The organism is Psychrobacter sp. NPDC078501 (genome assembly GCF_044900935.1).
Taxonomy (GTDB): domain Bacteria; phylum Pseudomonadota; class Gammaproteobacteria; order Pseudomonadales; family Moraxellaceae; genus Psychrobacter.
In genome coordinates, this window is the sequence record NZ_JBJDOS010000001.1 from 142327 (window position 1) to 161947 (window position 19621).

General features: G+C 43.9%; 15 protein-coding genes. 10 read left to right on the forward strand and 5 right to left on the reverse strand.

Annotated features, from left to right (window positions below; all coding sequences use genetic code 11):
* Positions 1-182 precede the first annotated feature (182 nt).
* A complete protein-coding gene (gene purB, locus ACI2IW_RS00555) occupies positions 183-1574 on the forward strand; it encodes an adenylosuccinate lyase (protein ID WP_404692295.1) in 1392 nt (463 codons plus the stop codon).
* Positions 1575-1787: 213 nt separating this feature from the next.
* Here purB and ACI2IW_RS00560 read toward each other — a convergent pair whose 3' ends face one another.
* The gene (locus ACI2IW_RS00560) at positions 1788-1973 is read right to left on the reverse strand and encodes an NF038104 family lipoprotein (RefSeq protein ID WP_057759633.1); all 186 of its coding nucleotides are present in this window, start codon (positions 1971-1973) and stop codon (positions 1788-1790) included.
* 190 nt (positions 1974-2163) lie between these two features.
* On the opposite strand from ACI2IW_RS00560, the gene ACI2IW_RS00565 reads away from it, so the two are divergent.
* On the forward strand, positions 2164-3336 hold the full coding sequence (locus ACI2IW_RS00565) for a JmjC domain-containing protein (protein WP_404692296.1): 1173 nt from the start codon (positions 2164-2166) through the stop codon (positions 3334-3336).
* Positions 3337-3528: 192 nt separating this feature from the next.
* Here the strand turns inward: ACI2IW_RS00565 and ACI2IW_RS00570 are convergent, their stop codons facing one another.
* From ACI2IW_RS00570 to ACI2IW_RS00580, 3 genes are all read right to left on the reverse strand, one after another.
* On the reverse strand, positions 3529-4221 hold the full coding sequence (locus tag ACI2IW_RS00570) for a 1-pyrroline-5-carboxylate dehydrogenase (protein WP_057759629.1): 693 nt from the start codon (positions 4219-4221) through the stop codon (positions 3529-3531).
* An 11-nt stretch (positions 4222-4232) separates the two neighbouring features.
* A complete protein-coding gene (gene putA, locus ACI2IW_RS00575) occupies positions 4233-7496 on the reverse strand; it encodes a bifunctional proline dehydrogenase/L-glutamate gamma-semialdehyde dehydrogenase PutA (protein WP_404692297.1) in 3264 nt (1087 codons plus the stop codon).
* A gap of 738 nt (positions 7497-8234) precedes the next feature.
* Entirely contained in the window at positions 8235-9530 is a 1296-nt protein-coding gene (locus ACI2IW_RS00580; protein ID WP_101204806.1) for an NCS2 family permease, read from the reverse strand.
* 628 nt (positions 9531-10158) lie between these two features.
* Here ACI2IW_RS00580 and tolQ point away from each other — a divergent pair.
* The 5 genes from tolQ to ACI2IW_RS00605 all read left to right on the forward strand — a co-directional run bounded on the left by tolQ (position 10159) and on the right by ACI2IW_RS00605 (position 15770).
* Positions 10159-10881 (forward strand): protein TolQ, encoded by a 723-nt coding sequence (gene tolQ / locus ACI2IW_RS00585; RefSeq protein ID WP_160021948.1) that lies wholly within the window; start codon positions 10159-10161, stop codon positions 10879-10881.
* A complete protein-coding gene (gene tolR, locus ACI2IW_RS00590) occupies positions 10878-11336 on the forward strand; it encodes a protein TolR (protein WP_160021950.1) in 459 nt (152 codons plus the stop codon). The genes tolQ and tolR overlap by 4 nt, the downstream gene beginning before the upstream one ends.
* A gap of 88 nt (positions 11337-11424) precedes the next feature.
* Entirely contained in the window at positions 11425-12432 is a 1008-nt protein-coding gene (locus ACI2IW_RS00595; RefSeq protein ID WP_404692298.1) for a cell envelope integrity protein TolA, read from the forward strand.
* Positions 12433-12568: 136 nt separating this feature from the next.
* Positions 12569-13861: a translocation protein TolB gene (locus ACI2IW_RS00600; protein ID WP_371546603.1), complete on the forward strand. Its 1293-nt coding sequence runs from the start codon at positions 12569-12571 to the stop codon at positions 13859-13861.
* Positions 13862-14363: 502 nt separating this feature from the next.
* Positions 14364-15770: a nucleobase:cation symporter-2 family protein gene (locus ACI2IW_RS00605; protein ID WP_404692299.1), complete on the forward strand. Its 1407-nt coding sequence runs from the start codon at positions 14364-14366 to the stop codon at positions 15768-15770.
* A 166-nt stretch (positions 15771-15936) separates the two neighbouring features.
* Here the strand turns inward: ACI2IW_RS00605 and ACI2IW_RS00610 are convergent, their stop codons facing one another.
* Positions 15937-16602 (reverse strand): TetR family transcriptional regulator C-terminal domain-containing protein, encoded by a 666-nt coding sequence (locus tag ACI2IW_RS00610; RefSeq protein WP_057759606.1) that lies wholly within the window; start codon positions 16600-16602, stop codon positions 15937-15939.
* Positions 16603-17126: 524 nt separating this feature from the next.
* Between ACI2IW_RS00610 and uraD the strand changes: the two genes are divergently transcribed.
* The 3 genes from uraD (at position 17127) to ACI2IW_RS00625 (ending at position 19562) form a co-directional block, all read left to right on the forward strand.
* Positions 17127-17660, forward strand: a complete 534-nt coding sequence (gene uraD, locus ACI2IW_RS00615) for a 2-oxo-4-hydroxy-4-carboxy-5-ureidoimidazoline decarboxylase (protein ID WP_404692300.1) — start codon at positions 17127-17129, stop codon at positions 17658-17660.
* A gap of 65 nt (positions 17661-17725) precedes the next feature.
* A complete protein-coding gene (uraH, locus tag ACI2IW_RS00620; protein WP_404692301.1) occupies positions 17726-18094 on the forward strand; it encodes a hydroxyisourate hydrolase in 369 nt (122 codons plus the stop codon).
* 100 nt (positions 18095-18194) lie between these two features.
* Complete coding sequence (locus ACI2IW_RS00625; protein WP_404692302.1) at positions 18195-19562, forward strand: urate hydroxylase PuuD; 1368 nt, start codon at positions 18195-18197, stop codon at positions 19560-19562.
* Positions 19563-19621 lie beyond the last annotated feature (59 nt).

Below are 19621 nucleotides of genomic sequence, written 5' to 3' on the forward strand. Positions count from 1 at the left end.
TGTTGATGCAGTGAATAGATTGATTTTAACGATCGTCAACATCGCTTTATTTGCATAGACCGCTTTTTTAATATCATATTTCTGCTATATTACGCGCAACGATTTCGACGTCGTTTTTTTATATGGTAATTTTTTATCTAGACTCTTGCAGTTTTTTATTTCATAACTACTGAGGCATAACCATGACCCCACTTACCGCTCTCTCTCCAATTGATGGTCGTTACGCATCAAAGGCTGACAGCTTACGTCCTTATTTATCTGAATTTGGTCTAATCAAAGCCCGCGTTACGGTAGAGATTCGCTGGTTGCAGTCTTTAGCTGACAACAGCGCAATTGGTGAATTAGCAGCATTTGATGACCAGACCAACGCTTTTTTGAATGCAATCGTTGATGACTTTAGCGAAGCAGATGCTCAAGCTATCAAAGACATCGAAGCGACGACCAATCATGATGTAAAAGCGGTTGAGTACTTTATCAAAGACAAGTTCCGTGGTCAGGATGCCTTGATTGACTCACTTGAGTTCATTCACTTTGCCTGTACCAGTGAAGACATCAATAACCTATCGTATGCATTGATGCTCAAAGACAGCCGCGAGCTAGTCGTTGCAAAAATGCAGCAAGTGACTGACAGTATCGTTGATTTATCTATTGCTCACGCTGATCAGCCAATGCTATCACGTACACATGGTCAGACAGCCAGTCCAACGACATTGGGTAAAGAGATGGCAAACGTGGCCTACCGCCTAGCCCGTCAAATCAAGCAAATCAATCAAGTAGAACTGTTAGGTAAAATCAACGGCGCCGTTGGTAACTATAATGCGCATTTTTCTGCGTATCCTGACGTCGACTGGCAAAGCCATGCTGAAGCATTCATCAATCAGCGTCTTGAGCTAACATTTAACCCTTATACGACTCAAATCGAGCCACACGACTATATCGCTGAATTGTTTGATGCCGTTAAACGCTTCAATACAATCTTGATCGATTTCAACCGTGACATCTGGCAATATATTAGCTTAGGCTATTTTAAACAGCGCCTAAAAGACGGTGAAGTTGGCTCTTCTACTATGCCGCATAAAGTTAATCCAATTGACTTTGAAAACTCTGAAGGTAACTTAGGCGTTGCCAATGCGATGCTGGCCCATTTGGGTGAGAAGTTACCAATTTCACGTATGCAGCGTGACCTATCGGACTCAACGGTGCTGCGTAATATCGGTGTTGGCCTAGCACAGAGCATGATTGCGTTTGACGCTTGCTTAAAAGGCGTGGGTAAACTTGAGCTAAATGAACAGCGTTTGAATGATGACTTGAATCAAGCACAAGAAGTGTTGGCAGAACCGATTCAAACGGTCATGCGTCGCTACCGTGTTGAAAACCCGTATGAAAAACTAAAAGCATTAACTCGTGGTAATGCCATGACTCGTGAAGCCATGCTAACCTTTGTCGAAAGTGATGAGCTATCAGCAGTTAGTGATGCGGATAAAGAACGCTTGCGTGCATTGACGCCTGCCACTTATATCGGTAATGCCGCTGAGCAAGCACGCGCTATTAAAGAATGGATTTCCAAGCTTTAATAACTGATAAGAGCATACTGATAATAAGATCGGACTAGAAAGGTAGGAGCGCATAGTATTATTTACTGGCTCCTATCTTGATAGTAATTTTATCTTATTCAGTTGTTATCTTAATAGCTATTATCTGAATAACTATTAACCTTACTTTGAACGCTATGATTGGTTTTGATTCGATTGCTTTTGATTCAAAACCCATAGTTGATAAGTAAGGTTTTATTTTTTATCATCATCGTCATCACTGTCGCCCGGTATGATGGCTTTACCCACAGCAACGGTTCCTTTTACCACACCTTTGGTAGTTTTATAAGCGATTTTTGCGGGTACTGTGACGATTTTATGGACACAGGCTTGTAGCAAAAACACGCTAGCGATGATGACAACAAAATGCAGCTTTTTCATAACGTTCCTACGATTGAGTGGATGCTCTGATGACAGCTATTGTTTTGATAATCGTTATTGCTTATATGTGCTATATAAACGTCACCAAAATAATAGACATCAAATAGATGACAATCTTAAACTATTAAAACCTTCCTATAAAGCATCCCTTATTATTAATCTTGTACACCGCCAAAATATGGATTTATCAATGACTTCTATTCCTCTTTGTTTACCCGACTCTATCACGCCTGAGCAATTCCTGACTGAATACTGGCAAAAGAAGCCACTGCTTATCAAGCAAGGGTTGCCGCAGCTAGTTAATATGTTTGAGCCAGATGACATGATTGGTCTTGCGCTTGAAGAAGATGCTAGCGCAAGACTGCTGACTCAAGCAGCCAGTAAAAAAGAAGGTCAGGCACAGTGGCAACTTAAAAAAAGTCCATTGAATGAGACTGATTTTGAAAATCTACCAGAGCAATGGACCGTATTGGTACAGAATCTTGAACAATGGTCTCCAGAGCTTGGTCAGTTGTGGCAAGCATTTGACTTTATTCCGCAGTGGCAGCGCGATGACATCATGGTCTCTTACGCACCAGCAGGTGGGTCGGTCGGTAAGCATTATGACGACTACGATGTGTTTTTGGCACAAGGGTACGGCTCTAGACGCTGGCAGTTAGGCAAATTCTGTGATGACCAGACAGAGTTTGTTGCTGATGAGCCGCTGCGTTTATTTGACGACATGGGCGAGCTTATCTTTGATGAGATACTAGAAGCGGGTGATGTCCTTTATGTACCGCCGAAATTATCACATTTCGGTGTGGCACAAAATGACTGTTTGACTTTCTCGTTTGGTTGCCGCCGTCCAAACCTGATGCAAATCATCGATAGTGTGGCCGATATTGCGACTAACGACAGCAAGTTATTTATCCCGATGCTACTACCGCAAGCGCTACAAGCGTCAGGTGAATTGCAAGCAGATAGTATTGCCGCTATCAAGGCGCAATTACTAGAGATGCTACAATCTGATCGCGGTGATGATATGATTCGCCAAGCAGTTTCTGAAGTAGTTAGTAAACGCCAATATGATGCGCTGATGCCAGAAGAGACGTTAGATACCGATGAGCTAATACAGGCCCTATCAGAAGGGGCCACATTGCAGGCGGACTATAGCAACCGCCTACTCTATAGCCAGACCGATGATGGCACTGTACTGTATGCTAATGGTCAACGTATCGATGGGCTTGATGAATCGGCGATAGCAGTACTAGTACGCTTGGCCAATGGTGAAGCATTACAACATAGCGACGTCACCGATGTTGATGCAGATGATTTGAGCGAATGGCTAGAGAACGGCTGGGTATGGGTTGATATTGCTGAATAACATCCTGTCATCAGGCTTCAGTTAAACAGCATAAACAAAAAAAACCGCTATCTGATAATTACTCAGATAGCGGTTTTTTCTTATACATCTTATGCAATCACTAGTTTGGTAGTTATAGCGCTACCAAACACCGCTTAGCCTTTATAAAAGTTGATATAAAAGCGAAGCGGATTCGTAATTAATGCAGTGATTCTACTCTGTACCAAGCTCAAGCAAGCTCGCGTTACCACCGATTGCTGTGGTATTGATAGTCTTGACTCGCTCAGTGACAAAACGATGCAGATAATCAGGCGTTAGCATTTCTGACAAGCCTTCCATATCAGTAACACTAATAACCTGCGTCAAAATACCGTCTGTATTAGCAAGCTCTTGACTGACGGCTTGCACTTCGCTGCGGCTACCAGAGACAGCCACTTGCGCTAGACGATCGATATATAAAAGCGTCACAGTTTGCGAATCGTTAGCCACACTTAATACATCTTCGCTGATACCTGTGTCGTGCAGTATCTTAGCAGCTTCATTACACATCTCATCTTGGCTTGGACAATGCAATATAACTTCATTACCTGTTAGGAGTGCCGCGATAAGCTGACCCAATACTGCCATGGCTCTAGCAGTTTCGCCGCCTATGACCATGGTTTTACCACGACCAGTCACATACAAGTCATTAGACTCACCTGTTGCCCCTGTCATACGATGCATCTCATCCAAGCTAGGCGCAGCGCTCAACAAATGGTTGAATAAACGCTTTGCTTTATTGGCATCACCAGTGAGCAATGCCAGTTTTGGAATGGCTGCTTGTAGATACGTTGCGCGATTCACTGCGCCGAGTAATCGCCAAGATTCACAAACCTGGGCATGATTTTTTTTGAATTCAGTCGCCATGTTGCTACTCCTTATGCGAGTTCTGTTTGAGTGGTAGTTTGGGTTTCAGTCGCAGTCATATGAGCAGCTGACTGTTCAGCGTTGACTGTTTCTGAGCTAAGTTGCATCAGACGCGCGACATAGTGCGGGCCACCAGCTTTAGGGCCAGTACCAGATAGGCCACAACCGCCGAATGGCTGTACGTTTACGACCGCGCCGATTTGGTTACGGTTGATATAAGTGTTACCGACAAATGCACGGCGCTCAATGTGCTCAACGGTATTTTCGATACGGCTATGGATACCTAACGTCAAACCAAAGCCTGTGTTGTTAATGGCATCAATCAGCTTATTCAAATCACGTGCTTGATAGCGTAGTACGTGTAGAATTGGGCCAAAGTGCTCACCACCGATCACATCAATGCTCTTTACTTCGATCGCTGTTGGTAGTACAAAAGTAGACTTCTCTTGACTGACGACTGAGCTTGAGCTCATTGGCGTCTGTGCCAAGATAGTAGCAGTCGGCTCAGCACTCATACGTTCGATGTGCGCCTCTAAACCATGCTTAGCATCCGCATCAATTACTGGACCTACATCTGTGGCAGCATATAGAGGATTACCTACAGACAGCTCAGCCATATTACCTTGCAATAGCTCGATTAAATCATCCGCCATTTCTTCCTGTACACACAATATGCGACAAGCTGAACAACGCTGACCTGCTGAACCGAATGCTGATAGTACCGCATCTCTAACGACTTGCTCTGGCAATGCTGTTGAGTCAACGATCATTGCGTTTTGACCGCCAGTCTCAGCGATAAAGACAGGCAACTCGCCACTGGTTTGTGCATGGTCGTTTAGGCTTTGGTTGATACGTTGGGCTGTTTGAGTAGAGCCTGTAAATATCACACCTGCGATATTATCAGCAGCCGTCAAAGCACCACCCACATCGCCTGCACCAATGACCAATTGCAATGCTTCTGCTGGTATACCCGCTTGATACATCAACTGGGCACCAAAGTGAGCTACCAAACTGGTTTGTTCAGCAGGTTTCGCTACTACGGTGTTACCTGCAGCAAGTGCAGCTACAATCTGTCCCGTATAGATAGCCAATGGGAAGTTCCATGGACTGATACAAACGAAAGTGCCACGTGCTTTATACACTTGACGAGACTGCTTACCAGCCAAGTCTGTGAACTCATGTACGACGTCATCTAGACGCTCTGCTTCGTCAGCATAGAAACGACAGAAATCAACAGCTTCTTTGATTTCATCGATGCTGTCTTGCATGGTTTTGCCCGCTTCAACTTGGCATAGTGCCATTAGCTCAGCGTAGTTCTCTTCGTATAGCTCAGCAATCTTACGTAATATCTCAGCACGCTTAGCTGCTGGTACATTTTTCCATACATCTTGACCAGCAACAGCAACGTCAATCGCTTGGCGAGCCACTTCAGCATTGGCATAAGTTACTTCACCAGCACTAACTTCATGATTCCAAGGCGCAAGTACAGTCTGCTTATCAAGCTGATTCGTTTGACCATCTACTTCGTAGGTATCAACAGCTTTACCATTAATGATAGAGGTTGCTGACCATGTTTTGTGTAGATGGCTATCAATCGCTGATTTGAACGGCAACCATTGTGACTCTACAAAGATATTAGGGCCAAAACTTGCACGACGTTCACCGTAAATCTCTAACGGTAACGGGATGTCTGGATTGTGCAATGTTGCATTACCAAGCAGCTTGTCGTATGGATGCACTGTTAGCTTTTCAATTGGGTAAGACTTGTCTAGCAACTGATGAACAAACGAGCTATTGGCACCGTTCTCAAGCAAGCGGCGTACCAAGTACGGTAGCAAGTCTTTATGCGCGCCCACCGGAGCATAGATACGTACAGGAATCTCATAAGCTTGCAAAATATGATCGTAAAGTGCATCGCCCATGCCGTGCAGACGTTGGAATTCAAAGTCTCTATGTGCACTCATGGTCATTATTGATGACAGTGTATGCGCATTATGCGTCGCAAACTGTGGCCAGATTAGCCCGCGCAGATGGTCTGACAATAAGAAGCGCGCACAAGCAAGGTATGCAGTATCCGTACCTTCTTTACGTGTCCAAACTGGATAGCCGGATAGACCTTTTTGCTGAGCAAGTTTGATCTCAGTATCCCAGTAAGCGCCTTTTACTAGACGTACTGGAATACGATCACCGACTTCAGTAGACAAACGAGCAAGCCACGCTAATACAGCGATTGCGCGTTTAGAGTACCCTTGTACAACGATACCTAAACCATCCCAGTCCGCCGTTAAATTATCACGGTACAAAGACTCAAACAGTTTTAGAGAAATCTCAAGGCGATCTGCTTCTTCAGCATCAATACTGATATCGACATTGACTTCACGTGCCGCTTCAATCAATAGCAGGCAGCGCTGACGCAATAAGCCCATTACTTGTGCTTCTTGCGTGGCTTCATAGCGAGGATGCAGTGCTGATAATTTGATAGACACTGACGGCTTTGGCATGCCTTCTTTGACTTTTACGTTCGCCGTAGCTCTGATCGCATGTAGATAGTCGTTGAAGTATTTTTCCGCATCTTTATGCGTGATCGCCGCTTCGCCTAACATATCAAATGAATAGGTATAGCCTCTATTACGATATGGCTGGCTATTTTTATTGGCGTCTTCGATGGTCTCGCCCAATACAAACTGATGGCCCATGATACGCATGGCTTTTTGCATCGCACTACGAATGACAGGCTCACCCATCTTCTTAGTCATGCGATCCAAGAAACCTGATGCCGTGGTACTGCTGTCAATACTGACAACACGACCGGTCATCATCATGCCCCAAGTAGAGGCATTGACCATAAACCCATTATCATTTTTAATGTGCTTTTTCCAGTCGGCTACACTCATTTTGTCATGAATCAACGCATCAGCCGTATAGTTGTCTGGTACACGAATCAAGGCTTCTGCTAAGCTCATTAGCAAGATACCTTCTTGGGTATCAAGGCTATACTCGAGCAATAATGAGTCAACCATCTTGACGGCTTTACCATCATTACGCACGTGCTCGACCAGTTTGCGCGTTTGCTCAGCAGCAGCATCGCGTTCTTCTATACTGGGTTTGGCAAGTGGCAATAACTCAGACAACCAACGTTCTTCATCGGCGCTATATAGCGGTGAGATACGCTTATTTAGCTCTTCTGCTGACTGGGCGAGATACTCAGGCGACAGCATATCAACAGGATTAAACAAGATCGGCTCTTGCGGGGTAAACTGGTCTACTGGGTTCATAATAACTCCATAACTATCGTTTAAAAACCATAATAAATGGTGCTTTAGGAAGTCTGATCGTCCTGTATAACTGCTCGTAACCGCTATCAAAAAATAGGGGTTATTGACGGATATTCACAGCAATAATCAAAAGACCAAACGGCGCCATCACAAAACTAAAAATCCAGCATAGGCTGGAGACGGTTAAGTAGGTCGTTCGACTGTTAAACGGGCTACGTTAACAATACAAAGGCAACAACGAAAAGCTAAGCGGCATTAGTGCCTTCTTCTTGTTAGTAGTGAAAGGAGTGTGATGACCAAATATCGCCTTATTGAACCGAAAAATCGCTCTAATAATCACAAATCTGTCATCTTTGGTGATGCTAATTCACTGTAAGAAAAACCTCTACGGCGTTGATTGAGGTGATGCGCTTAACTCGGCTATAATATCACGAAAGTTTTTTTCAAACTAACGAAATTTATTATTTTCATAAATTAATATATATCTAAATAACAATAACTTACAAGCACTTTATTGGCCATGACGCTTTGGTTACGTTTTTTTGTTTACTATTGCCCATAGTTTGGCATCACCCTACTTAATACTGGTATCAGAAATACTAAACATTCATGCCAAGGATACTGAGCTCAAATTAAAACGATAGGCTTATAATGCTGACAAAAAAAACCCTCCTTATCATCAGCTGATAAGGAGGGTTTCTTGTTTAAGACGCTATTAATGTCTTACTACACGTTGCATTATAAGAAAATAATCTTGAACAATAATATAGCAGTCAAAATCCAGACAGCGATACTGATATCTGCAAACTTGCCTGCAATTGCTTTTACAGCCGTAAAGGTAATAAAACCAAGTGCGATGCCGTCAGCGATAGAGTATGTAAGCGGTGTGAATAGCAATACCACGACCACTGGTGCTGCTTCTGTTAAGTCGCTCCAGTTAATGTCCTTTAGGGTACCCATCATAAGTACGGCTACATAAAAGATAGCGCCAGCCGTTGCATAAGCTGGAATCATACCTGCTAGCGGCGAGAAGAAAATACTGAACAGGAATAGCACACCTACCGTAACAGCCATCAAGCCTGTACGGCCACCTGAGGCGATACCAGAGATACTCTCAATATAACTGGTCGTCGATGAAGTACCCAGTAAAGAACCTGCTACTGTCGCTGTTGAATCAGCGAGTAGTGCCTTGCCCATGTTCGGGATATTGCCATCTTTGTCCGTTAGTTTTGCTTGGCTAGTGGTAGCAATCAAAGTACCAGCAGTATCAAATAAATCGACAAATAAGAAAGCAAAGATAACACTAATCATGCCCACATCAAATGCACCAGCAATGTCTAACTGCATAAGCGTCGGTGCAATAGAAGGCGGTGAAGAGATGATACCTGTGAACTGCGTATAGCCCATTAATAAGCTAATCAGTGCAACCAATAAAATACCAATGGTTACCGCACCTGGGACTCTCTTATAAGACAGGCCAATGATAACAACAAAACCTAATGAAGCCATGACAGGACCAAATGATGTCATGTCACCAAGGCCAACTAAGGTTGCATCATGATTGACGATGATGCCTGCGCTTTGCAATGCAATAAACGCCAAGAACGCACCAATACCAGCGACTACGCCGTTTTTGAGAGACGTTGGAATGGCATTAATGATTGCTTCACGAATCTTGAATAGACTCAATAGTACGAAGATACAACCAGACAAGAACACCGCACCTAACGCTGTCTGCCATGCGTAGCCCATACCAAGCACCACACCATAGGTAAAGAAGGCATTAAGACCCATACCTGGTGCGAGCGCAACTGGTAGTCGGGCGTAGATACCCATGATGAAACAACCTACTGCTGCTGCTATACAGGTCGCTACAAATACGGCCCCTTTATCCATACCTGCATCGGCTAAGACGTTAGGGTTGACAAAGATAATATAAGCCATCGTCAAGAACGTGGTTATACCAGCGATGATTTCTGTTTTGATCGTGGTATTTTCACCATTAATCCCAAAATAGCGTTCAATTGCATTCATAAGTGTCGCCCCCGACTGGCTAATAAAAAGTCATCATTACCTAAAATTGAACATGACCTCAGCGAAAAAATAACGATGCCACAATAAGAATAATGTAGTAACAAAGCGTAACATATTAGACCAGTTATCTTACAAACTCAATCGTTGATAATGTCTATCTCGTACAAAATAGGATTTTGAGAGACTTCAAGACTATCGGTCAGAAAAGCCACATGAAAAGCTATATATAGTCATGCTGCTCGACGCTATTCGAAAAACTACTTTCTACTCGTCATTGAGGAAATATTCGGTTTGACTCATGAGCTTTAGGTAGTAAGTGTTTGCTCGGTCATTATCCATGTTATCCAACTAACTATTGAATGAATCAGTAGTAGCCCAACTAAATAGTCGTTTAACACATTAATAATGACCTTTCTCTCATTTAGAAGTAAACTAGGGGGTTATTATACCGATACCTAAATCGCGATACTTACTGTTGCAGCATTTTTCTAAGCACAGTTACAAATTTTTAGTGAAGAAACGTGCTGCGTATTAAATAATAAAAAGTAAATAGTGTTTGTTTAGGGGTTGTCTGGTTCGGATACCACTATTCCAGCCAGCTGTTATCAATTATTCGTGAGTCCATTACATGCCTGAATCATTAAATATTGTCGGTCTTATTACCCAAGCCAGTCTATTGGTGCAGATTGTGATGGCACTATTGTTATTAGCCTCTTTACTCAGCTGGGTTATTATCTTTCGCATGAGTGCTCGACTTGGTACAGCCAAAAACTTTGATCAACAATTTGAGACTTGGTTTTGGTCAGGCGAAGACTTGGCCAAACTATATCAAGGCATTCAAGGCTCTCCTGATCGTCAGGGACTTGAGCAGATTTTTTATGTGGGCTTTTCAGAATACCTAAGAATGCATAAAAAGCGTCAACCTAAAGACGACATTATCGATGGTGTTGAACGCAAGCTACGCGTCGGCCTAGGTCGCCAGCAGCAATTGCTAGAGTCGGGACTGACGACGCTAGCCAGCATTGGCTCCGTTGCTCCGTACATCGGATTGTTCGGTACAGTGTGGGGCATTATGAATGCCTTTTTGGGACTGTCTCAAACTGAGCAAGCTACCCTCGCCTCTGTCGCTCCCGGTATCGCCGAAGCACTGATTGCCACAGCCATGGGTTTGTTTGCCGCTATCCCTGCGGTATTGGCATACAACCACTTCACAGCAAAATCGAGCCAACTATATGACTCGCGTGCCTTATTTTGTGATGAGATGACGGGCATGCTGCAGCGTGAGACCAGCGTACAAGCACCTATTAGCAAAGAAACCCAAGTTAATGCAGGTCAGGTGACAGGGCTATGAAACCAAACCCCTACGGCCGTGAAAAAAAAGCTCTTAATGCAGAAATGAACGTCGTACCTTACATTGACGTCATGCTGGTGCTACTGGTGATCTTTATGGTGACAGCGCCGATGCTGATTACAGGCGTCGATGTTGATTTGCCAAAAGAGCAAACCAATACCATGAGTCAAAGCCAGTTACCTGTGATTGTCTCGTTGACTGACAAGGGTGATATTTTTATCAGCTATGAAAGCAATGTCGACGTGCCAGTAAGTGAGCCTGAGCTGATTAATACATTGTCTAACCTGCAGTCTCAGAGCGATAATAATAATGCTGAACCAGTACAGGTGATGATCAATGCCGATCAAAACAATCAGTACGGTGCCATCATGACGCTCATGGCAACCTTGCAACAAGCAGGTATCGAAAAAGTTGGGTTACTAACCGGTGCACCACTACCCACGCCTTCTTTATAGTGATAAGCGTCCTTTAGTAAATGTCTTATATCATAATAGCCAATCCTAGTAATCCATCTGACAAATCACGTTCATGAGTATCCTTACCATGCATAATGCTCCTGCCGTCTATGTACCTACCGAACCAGAAAGCAACGGGCTAACACTGCCGACGTTGCTAAGCTTACTAGCGCATGGCCTTGTCATTGGCATACTGGTCTATAACTATCAAACCACTGAAGTTGAGACTGCTGGTAGTATTGAGACGGTCATGGTGTCTCCTGAGCAACTTGCTGAAATGCAAGGACAAATACTGGCCAACCGTGCAGCAGCCAGTGCGATGCAGATGGATAGTAGCACTAGCGATTCGTCTAGTAGTGCCCAGCCAGAAATATCTGGTAGTAGCGTCAGTGCGCAAAATCCAAGTCAGTCAAGCTCTCAGCGCGTGCCTGTATTTATACGATCTGAGGAGCCAGCTGGTCAACCCATACTGATGAGCGAAGACCATCAACAACGTCTTCTTGAGCAAAATCAAGAGTATGAGCGCAAAATGGCTGAGTGGGCAGCGCAGTTAGACGAGTCCGCTATGGAAGAGCTTGACCAAGTCGATCAAAGCAAACGCGACCAGCTTATAGAAGAACAAAAAAGGCTGGGAGAGTTTCGTCAAAAGCAAAACAATCCACCAAAGATAAAACGTCCCACTGCTAGCGATCGCAATATTGAGATTGATACTGCTGGCTCTGGCAATGCAGGAAAAACCTTTAGCCTATCAGATGGGCAGTCTACTGTGTCTGGTGATACGTCAACCTCTAGTACGTCCAAGGGCAGTAGTCGTTCTGCAGCCAGTGGCAGTCGCGGTGCCAGCAACAGCGAAATTATCAATTTAATCAAGCGTAACTATACGCCGCCTACCGCCGCGCGAGGTTCTACTCAACGCGCCACCCTGACCATCACTGTCAATGCAAATGGCGATGTGATCAATGTGACTGCCTCTGGACCTGATAGCACGGTCAACGAAGCGGCCAGACAAGCGGTACTCAATACTGGCAGCCTCCCGATTGATGCTGATGACCCTAAATACCCGACTTTTACCATACAGTTTAAAGGCAGCAATTAATCAGTTGCTAGGTTCTTATAATATTGGTAACGTGACGTTAAGCGGCTTGTCTCGCATAGGTTGCTGCCTCATCTAGATGCTTGTCTCATTAAATAAAAAATGAATATCATACTAATTTTAGGAGCTCCATTTACCCATGCGTACCCCAAAAAAATTACTAGCCTCATTACTCGCCAGTACCTCAGCATTGCTGATATCGCAAAGCGTGCTCGCTGCACCTGTTGTACTAGAATTGGACTATGAGATTCCTGTCCAACAAAACCAAGTCGCGTTTGTATCGTTTGCGGGTGACTCTGTCTTATCACCGATTATATTAAATGATCTGAGTAAAACCGAGCTAAAAGTAACCAATCAAGATCTACCGCAGCAGCCACACAGTAGTAAAGAGCTGACAGGTACATTACCTGTTTGGCAAAGCATGGGCATACCGTATCTGGTTGTCGGCAGTACGCGTACCAATCGTGGCAAAATAATCACCGATTATGAAGTCATCGATGTCAAATCTGGTCGTGTGATAGAAGGCAAGCAAAGCCTAACCGCCGACAATAATAGGGAAAGTATGCGTTATGCCGGTCATGTCATCGCAGACAAAGTGTACGAGCTGATTACTGGTATTCCAGGGGATTTCTCAGGACGCATTGCTTATATTGAAGAAACAGGAACTGGCAAACAAAAGATCTCTCGTCTCAAAGTAATGGATGCTGATGGCGAAAACGCTAGAACCATTACTGAAGTGGCAGGCTCTATCTTCTCACCAGCATGGTCACCTGATGGCAACCGTATCGCCTACTCGGTACAACGTGAGAAATCATATCCTGTTATCTACGTGCAGAACGTCAGTGGCGGCGGTGCAACTGCTCTGACGCCTTTTTCAGGTAGTAACCTAAGCCCCTCGTTCTCTCCTGATGGTAGCAAGATATTATTCTCTAGTAGTTTTGAAGGTAGCGCTGATATCTATGAGATGAGTGCCAGCGGCGGTACACCTAGAAGGCTTACCAATTTACCAAGCAGTGAAGTACAACCAAGCTATGCACCAGACGGCAAATCTTTCGTTTTTGTCAGTGATAAAACTGGCTTTAACAAGCCGCAAGTCTATCGCTACGAGTTTGCCACGGGACAAACCATTAAAGTTTCAAATGGAGGTTATGCGACCAGTCCACAGTTTAGCAGTGACGGTACACAAATTGCCTTTTTGAGTGGACGCTCAGCGGCTATTATGAATAGCAATGGTGCTATCACTACCAATCTTGGCAATACAGGTATCGACGAAGCTCCAAGCTTCTCACCAAACGGTAAACGCGTGGTCTACGCATCGACCCAAGGCGGAAAAGGCGTGCTGACTATCAAGTCCCTCAATGGTGGCGAAGCGTTTGGTAAGTCAGGACAAGGCGTTATCCGCTCACCCGTATGGTCATCAAGCCCAAAATAACTGGTCGTCCACCAACGTAGCAATTTTGGTTATAGTGGAATAAATATCAAGCAAGCAAAATTGAAATACCCCAATCATAGTCGTTATGGTTGGGGCTTTTTTTGATTAAAAAACAGCAATAGATATAACGATAGATCTTAGTACTTATATATTCTAAATGGTCAACACCCCTCGTCTTTGATCTACCTTCCAATATTACATAACCCTCCCTCCTTCGTAACAAACCTGTAAACGCACTAGTACCAAAAAAAACATTGCAATGACTTGTATTTTCCCTATACCCTAAATAGACCTGACTAATTGGTCAGGTTGTTCAAATATTAGCCAACATATATTAGTTATTTTCATTGTTTATCTTACAGACGGATGCGTACCCCTATTGTTTACATCGATAAAAAAACAAATCAAAGATTGGGTTAAAACTTTGATCTCGTGATTTACCACATTGTCTGATATCTACAGTCAAGCGGGTACTAAGCAGTTATTTTAGGAGGAAACCACCATGAGTGAAAACGTTCCAGCGAATACCGATTTACTGTATAGACTGCATGACCGTCCTACCCCCATTAAAGCATTTTTAGGTGCTATACAGCACGTACTTGCAGCGTTTGTAGGTATCATCACACCCTCTCTTATCATAGGTGGCACATTAGGTTTAGGAGAGCATATCCCCTACCTTCTCAGTATGTCATTGATAGTATCTGGCGTCGCAACCTTTATTCAGACTCGTAAAGTAGGCCCTGTTGGCTCTGGTCTCATGGCGTTACAAGGTACCAGTTTTGGATTTTTGGCAGCGGTACTGACAGCAGGGTTTGTGGTAAAAAATCGCGGTGGTGGTCCAGAAGAGATTTTATCAGTTATCTTTGGTGTGTCATTTCTCGGTGCATTTGTTGAGATATTTTTGAGTCAATTTATAACCAAACTCAAATCTTTTATGAGCCCCATTGTTACAGGCTGCGTGATTGTCACGATTGGTTTGTCATTAACTAAAGTAGGTCTGACTGACTTAGCAGGCGGGTTTGGTGCTGAAGATTTTGGTAGTATTCCGAACTTACTTTTGGGCGGTGGTGTGCTGGCAAGTGTCGTACTGATTAGCATCATCAATAATAAAGTCATTCGCTCAAGCGCCATCTTTATCGGCTTGATACTCGGGCTTATCGCTGCCGTATTTATGGGCCGTATTGATTTTTCTCTGGTTTCTGAAGCGGCTTTTTTTACGGTTCCAATCCCATTTAAATATGGCTTTGGTTTTGATTGGCAGGCCTTTATTCCCATTGCCTTTATGTACATCATTACCAGTATTGAGACTTCAGGCGATTTGACGGCGACCTCAATGATATCAGGTGAACCGATCAAAGGCCCTCTTTATGAGAAACGCATCAAAGGCGGTGTACTAGGAGATGGTGTTAACTCTCTGATTGCGGCGGTATTCAATACCTTCCCTGTGACGACCTTTAGCCAAAACAATGGTGTGATCCAAATGACGGGTATTGCCAGTCGCTACGTGGGTTTCTATGTGGGCGGCATTCTATGCCTGATGGGGCTATTCCCTGTCCTTGGTGCTATTTTTACGCAGTTACCGAAGCCTGTTGTTGGCGGCGTCACGCTACTGATGTTTGCGACGGTAGCGACTGCTGGTATTCGTATCTTATCTACCGTGCAATTTACGCATCGTAATGTCTTAATCATTGCCACCTCGCTAGGTCTGGCAACGGGTATCGCCTTTGTTCCTGACGTACTGTCACAAACGCCACAGTTCTTTCAAAATATCTTTGGCTCAGCAGTAACGATGGCAGGGATTGTGGCCATCACCCTTGATATGATTTTACCCAAAAACTATGGCATCGAGTTTGATACCAAAGCACAGCATGCTGAAGACGGTTTAGAACCAACGCAAGAAGTCGCTTAAGGCTAAGCGAAAGCTAGAGCTAGAGCTAGAGCTAGAGCTAGAGCTGAACATATCGAAGTGTTTAGCCGTAAACGAGGTGCACAGAAAAATAGAAACAATCTGTGCACTTCGCTGATTAAGCACCTGACTTATTGGATAGGCACCTTGTCAAATAGCTATCTTGTCATCATTCAAGGCCACAGCCCTTTAGAATAAAAGGCACCAGAAAGTCTGCCGCACGTGCTTCATCTGCTGCGTCATAAGCGGTCTTATCCATTAATCCAACGATTTCAATCTCAAATTCAGCATAACGTTGGGTAGTCGCCCAAATCAAAATCAGTAGTTGTAGAGGATCAGTAATCCCAATTTTTCCTTGCTTGTGCCACTCTTTCATTACCTGTGCTTTATCGTGTACCCACTCCTTCATCGTAGTGGACATAAATTCATGCAAATGCGGTGCGCCGCCGATGACTTCAATCGCAAATAGTTTATGGCGACTTGGATTGACAAAGGCTTGATGTAGCTTGGTACGGACGAATTTTTCGATGACCGTTTTTGGGTCGCTATCTACCGTCATGGTTACCAAGCCTTCATTCCATTCTTGAATGATCGAGCGTAGCACTGCCATGTAGAGGTTTTTTTTATTTTTAAAGTAGTAGTGAACATTGGCTTTAGGTAAGCCTGCCCTATCGGCAATGCCCTGCATCGTAGCGCCGCGATAGCTTTGGAGCACAAACTCTTCTTCAGCTGCCGCTAAGATAAGCGCTTGATTCTGTGCGCGAATTGCTTGTTGGCTACGGTGCGAGGGCGTATCAGTCACTGAGGTTTCTTCCTTTTGATTGTTTTGAGTCATAGCAGTGGTATCTCACTCTAAGAGACAGGTTCGACAAAATAGTCGCTATATTTTGCTGTGTATTCTTATATAAACACATAGATTTGATCAGCATAACCTGTTAAATAAAAATATTTCGCATAAAACAGTTGACCAATTAGTCAGGTTTTAGCAAAATGGGAACTGTAAATCAATTACGCCGTCATTAATCACTTCTTGCCAGACGTTTTAGACGGTCAAAATATCAGTGTTCCCTTAGTAAATCTATTTCATCATTGTCAGTTCACTATAACTTGAAATTATGCAAAGCGTATATAAGCGCTAAATGTCTGACTACGAACACATCGATTATCGACTTTTGATTTTAAGCAAATTAATAGCGATTAGCTTAATCAAAGCAACCATAAAACTGAAACAGCCGTTGCTTATCAAGTTTACTGCTTATACCTATAAGTTTATGCAAATAACCATAAGGTATAAACCTTTATCAAACATTTATCGCCCGATACAGATAACGGGCTACCCTATTAGAAAAGGATGTCATCGTGAGCTTAACCTTAGCGCAATTCAACGATTTATCACAAGAAGTCGCCATCGCTCAGCTATTGACTTGCTGCACCAGTAAAAACTGGGCCTATAAACTTGCAGACGCTCGCCCTTTTGCAGACTTTAATGCACTACTAGCAAGTAGCGACGCTATCTGGAACAAAGTACAAAATGATGAGGCTAACTTATTAGAAGCGTTTGATGGGCATCCACAAATCGGCAACGTGGCATCTCTAAAAGAAAAATACCGCAACACACAAAGTAGCGCTGCACACGAACAATCAGGCGCTAACGATGCAGCAGATGAGGTGCTCGAAGCACTTGCCAAAGGCAATCGAGACTATCTCGATAAATTTGGTTTTATTTTTATTGTCTTTGCGACGGGTAAAAGCGCGCAGCAAATGCTAGATCTGCTATTAGCGCGCCTACCTAATGATCGCGCCACAGAGCTTGCCAATGCAGCCACTGAGCAAAATAAAATTACGCGTTTACGTTTAAATAAATTGCTAGGTAATGCTTCGACAACCAAATAGTAGTCGCAGAGTTAGACTAGCATTTTCACCCAATTTATATTTTTCACAAATTTAAAGGAAGCATCATGTCTGCCACCCTATCGTCACATATCCTAGACACTCATCTTGGCAAACCTGCCGCTGATGTCGCCGTTACCTTACACCGCGTACAAGACAATGGTGTCGCCACATTACTAGCGCATGGTACAACCAATAGTGATGGCCGTGTCACACCAGACGCTTGGCAGTTTGATACAGCCATCGATAGTACTGACCGTCAGCTAGATACCGGACGCTATACCGTAACGTTCGATACTCAGTCTTATTTTGATGCTCAGCAGCTGACAGCATTTTACCCGCAAGTGGTAATCGACTTTGTAGTAAACGATGCCAGTCATTATCACGTGCCGCTCCTGCTTAGTGCGCACGGTTATAGCACCTATCGCGGATCGTAGCTCTAGCGTTGTTTAGCTCTCTGAGTTGTTATTAGCTTTCAAGAAATACTATCAAAAGACATTTTATTAAGACACTGTCATATTAAAGGACATTTATTACATGGGCGCCTATCTTCTCGAATGGTTGAGTTTATTTTTCCGCTGGTTTCATGTTATCGCTGGGGTAGCATGGATTGGTGCATCGTTTTATTTTGTGTGGCTAGATCTAAGCCTACGCAAACCGCCACAGTGGAAAACAGACAAAGGCATTTCGGGTGATCTTTGGGCCGTCCATGGCGGCGGGTTTTATGAAATTGCCAAATACAAACTCGAACCAGAAGAGATGCCAAAGACGCTACATTGGTTTAAATGGGAAGCTTATACCACTTGGCTGACGGGTGCGGCGATGATGTCTATCGTCTATTATGCCAATGCAACTGCCTACCTAATTGACCCAAGCAAAGTACCTTTTACCAGTATCGGTGCCATCGCCACCAGCTTGCTTTTCTTGTTCGGTAGTTACTTCATTTACGAAGTTATCGTACGCAGTCATTTGGGTAAAAACGCGTTTATCTTTAGTACCTTGATTTTTATCTTACTGGTCATCGCGAGCTGGGGTTCTTACCAGCTGTTTAGTGATCGCGCCTCGTTTATTCATATCGGTGCTATCTTGGGCACGGTGATGGTAGGTAACGTATTCTTCGGTATTATGCCTGCTCAGCGTGCACTCGTTGACTGTGTGCGGCGCGGCGAAAAACCAGGTAAAGAAGTGGCTGAATTGGCATTACAAGCCAAAAATCGCTCACTGATGAATAACTACTTTACCCTACCGCTAATTTTTACCATGATCAGCAATCATTACCCAATGATGTATGCTCATGAGAAAGGTTGGTTAGTATTGGTCTTCGTCGGTATTATTACCGCGACTGCGCGTCATTACTTTAACCAAAAGCACTTAGGTCATAAAAAACCACGCTACTTGGTTATTCCAGCCGTATTAACTGTATTATTAATTATCTGGATGCGACCTGAGCCGATTGAGCCAGCGCCTGCAATGCCTGCTACTGCCTCAGTAGCACCTACAACGACTGATAGCACGCCGCCAGATATAAGCGCGATTACTGATACAAACACTGATACCGTTGCTAATGCTAATAACAGTGCTAATAATAATGCTACTAACAGTGCTGATAACAGTACTAGCACTGATGCAGTTACTGCTGAAGCCGTACCCGTGAGCGCATCAGCAGATGACGCTATGATGGATGTCGTGCATACGCGCTGTAGCACCTGTCATGCGGTGCAGCCAACACAGCAAGGCTTCGCCGCACCGCCAGCAGGAATCATTTTGCAGACACCAGAAGACCTAAAAATACATAAAGCGAAAATCGTCACTGCGGTACAGACTGGCTATATGCCGCTTGGTAATATTACTCAGTTGACGGATGCCGAGCGCCAACAGCTCGTAGCCTATGCATCGTCACTTTAATTTGTGATAAAAAATAACTGTCCTTCACGAGCAATATTTTAGTAAATATCTAAGGCTCT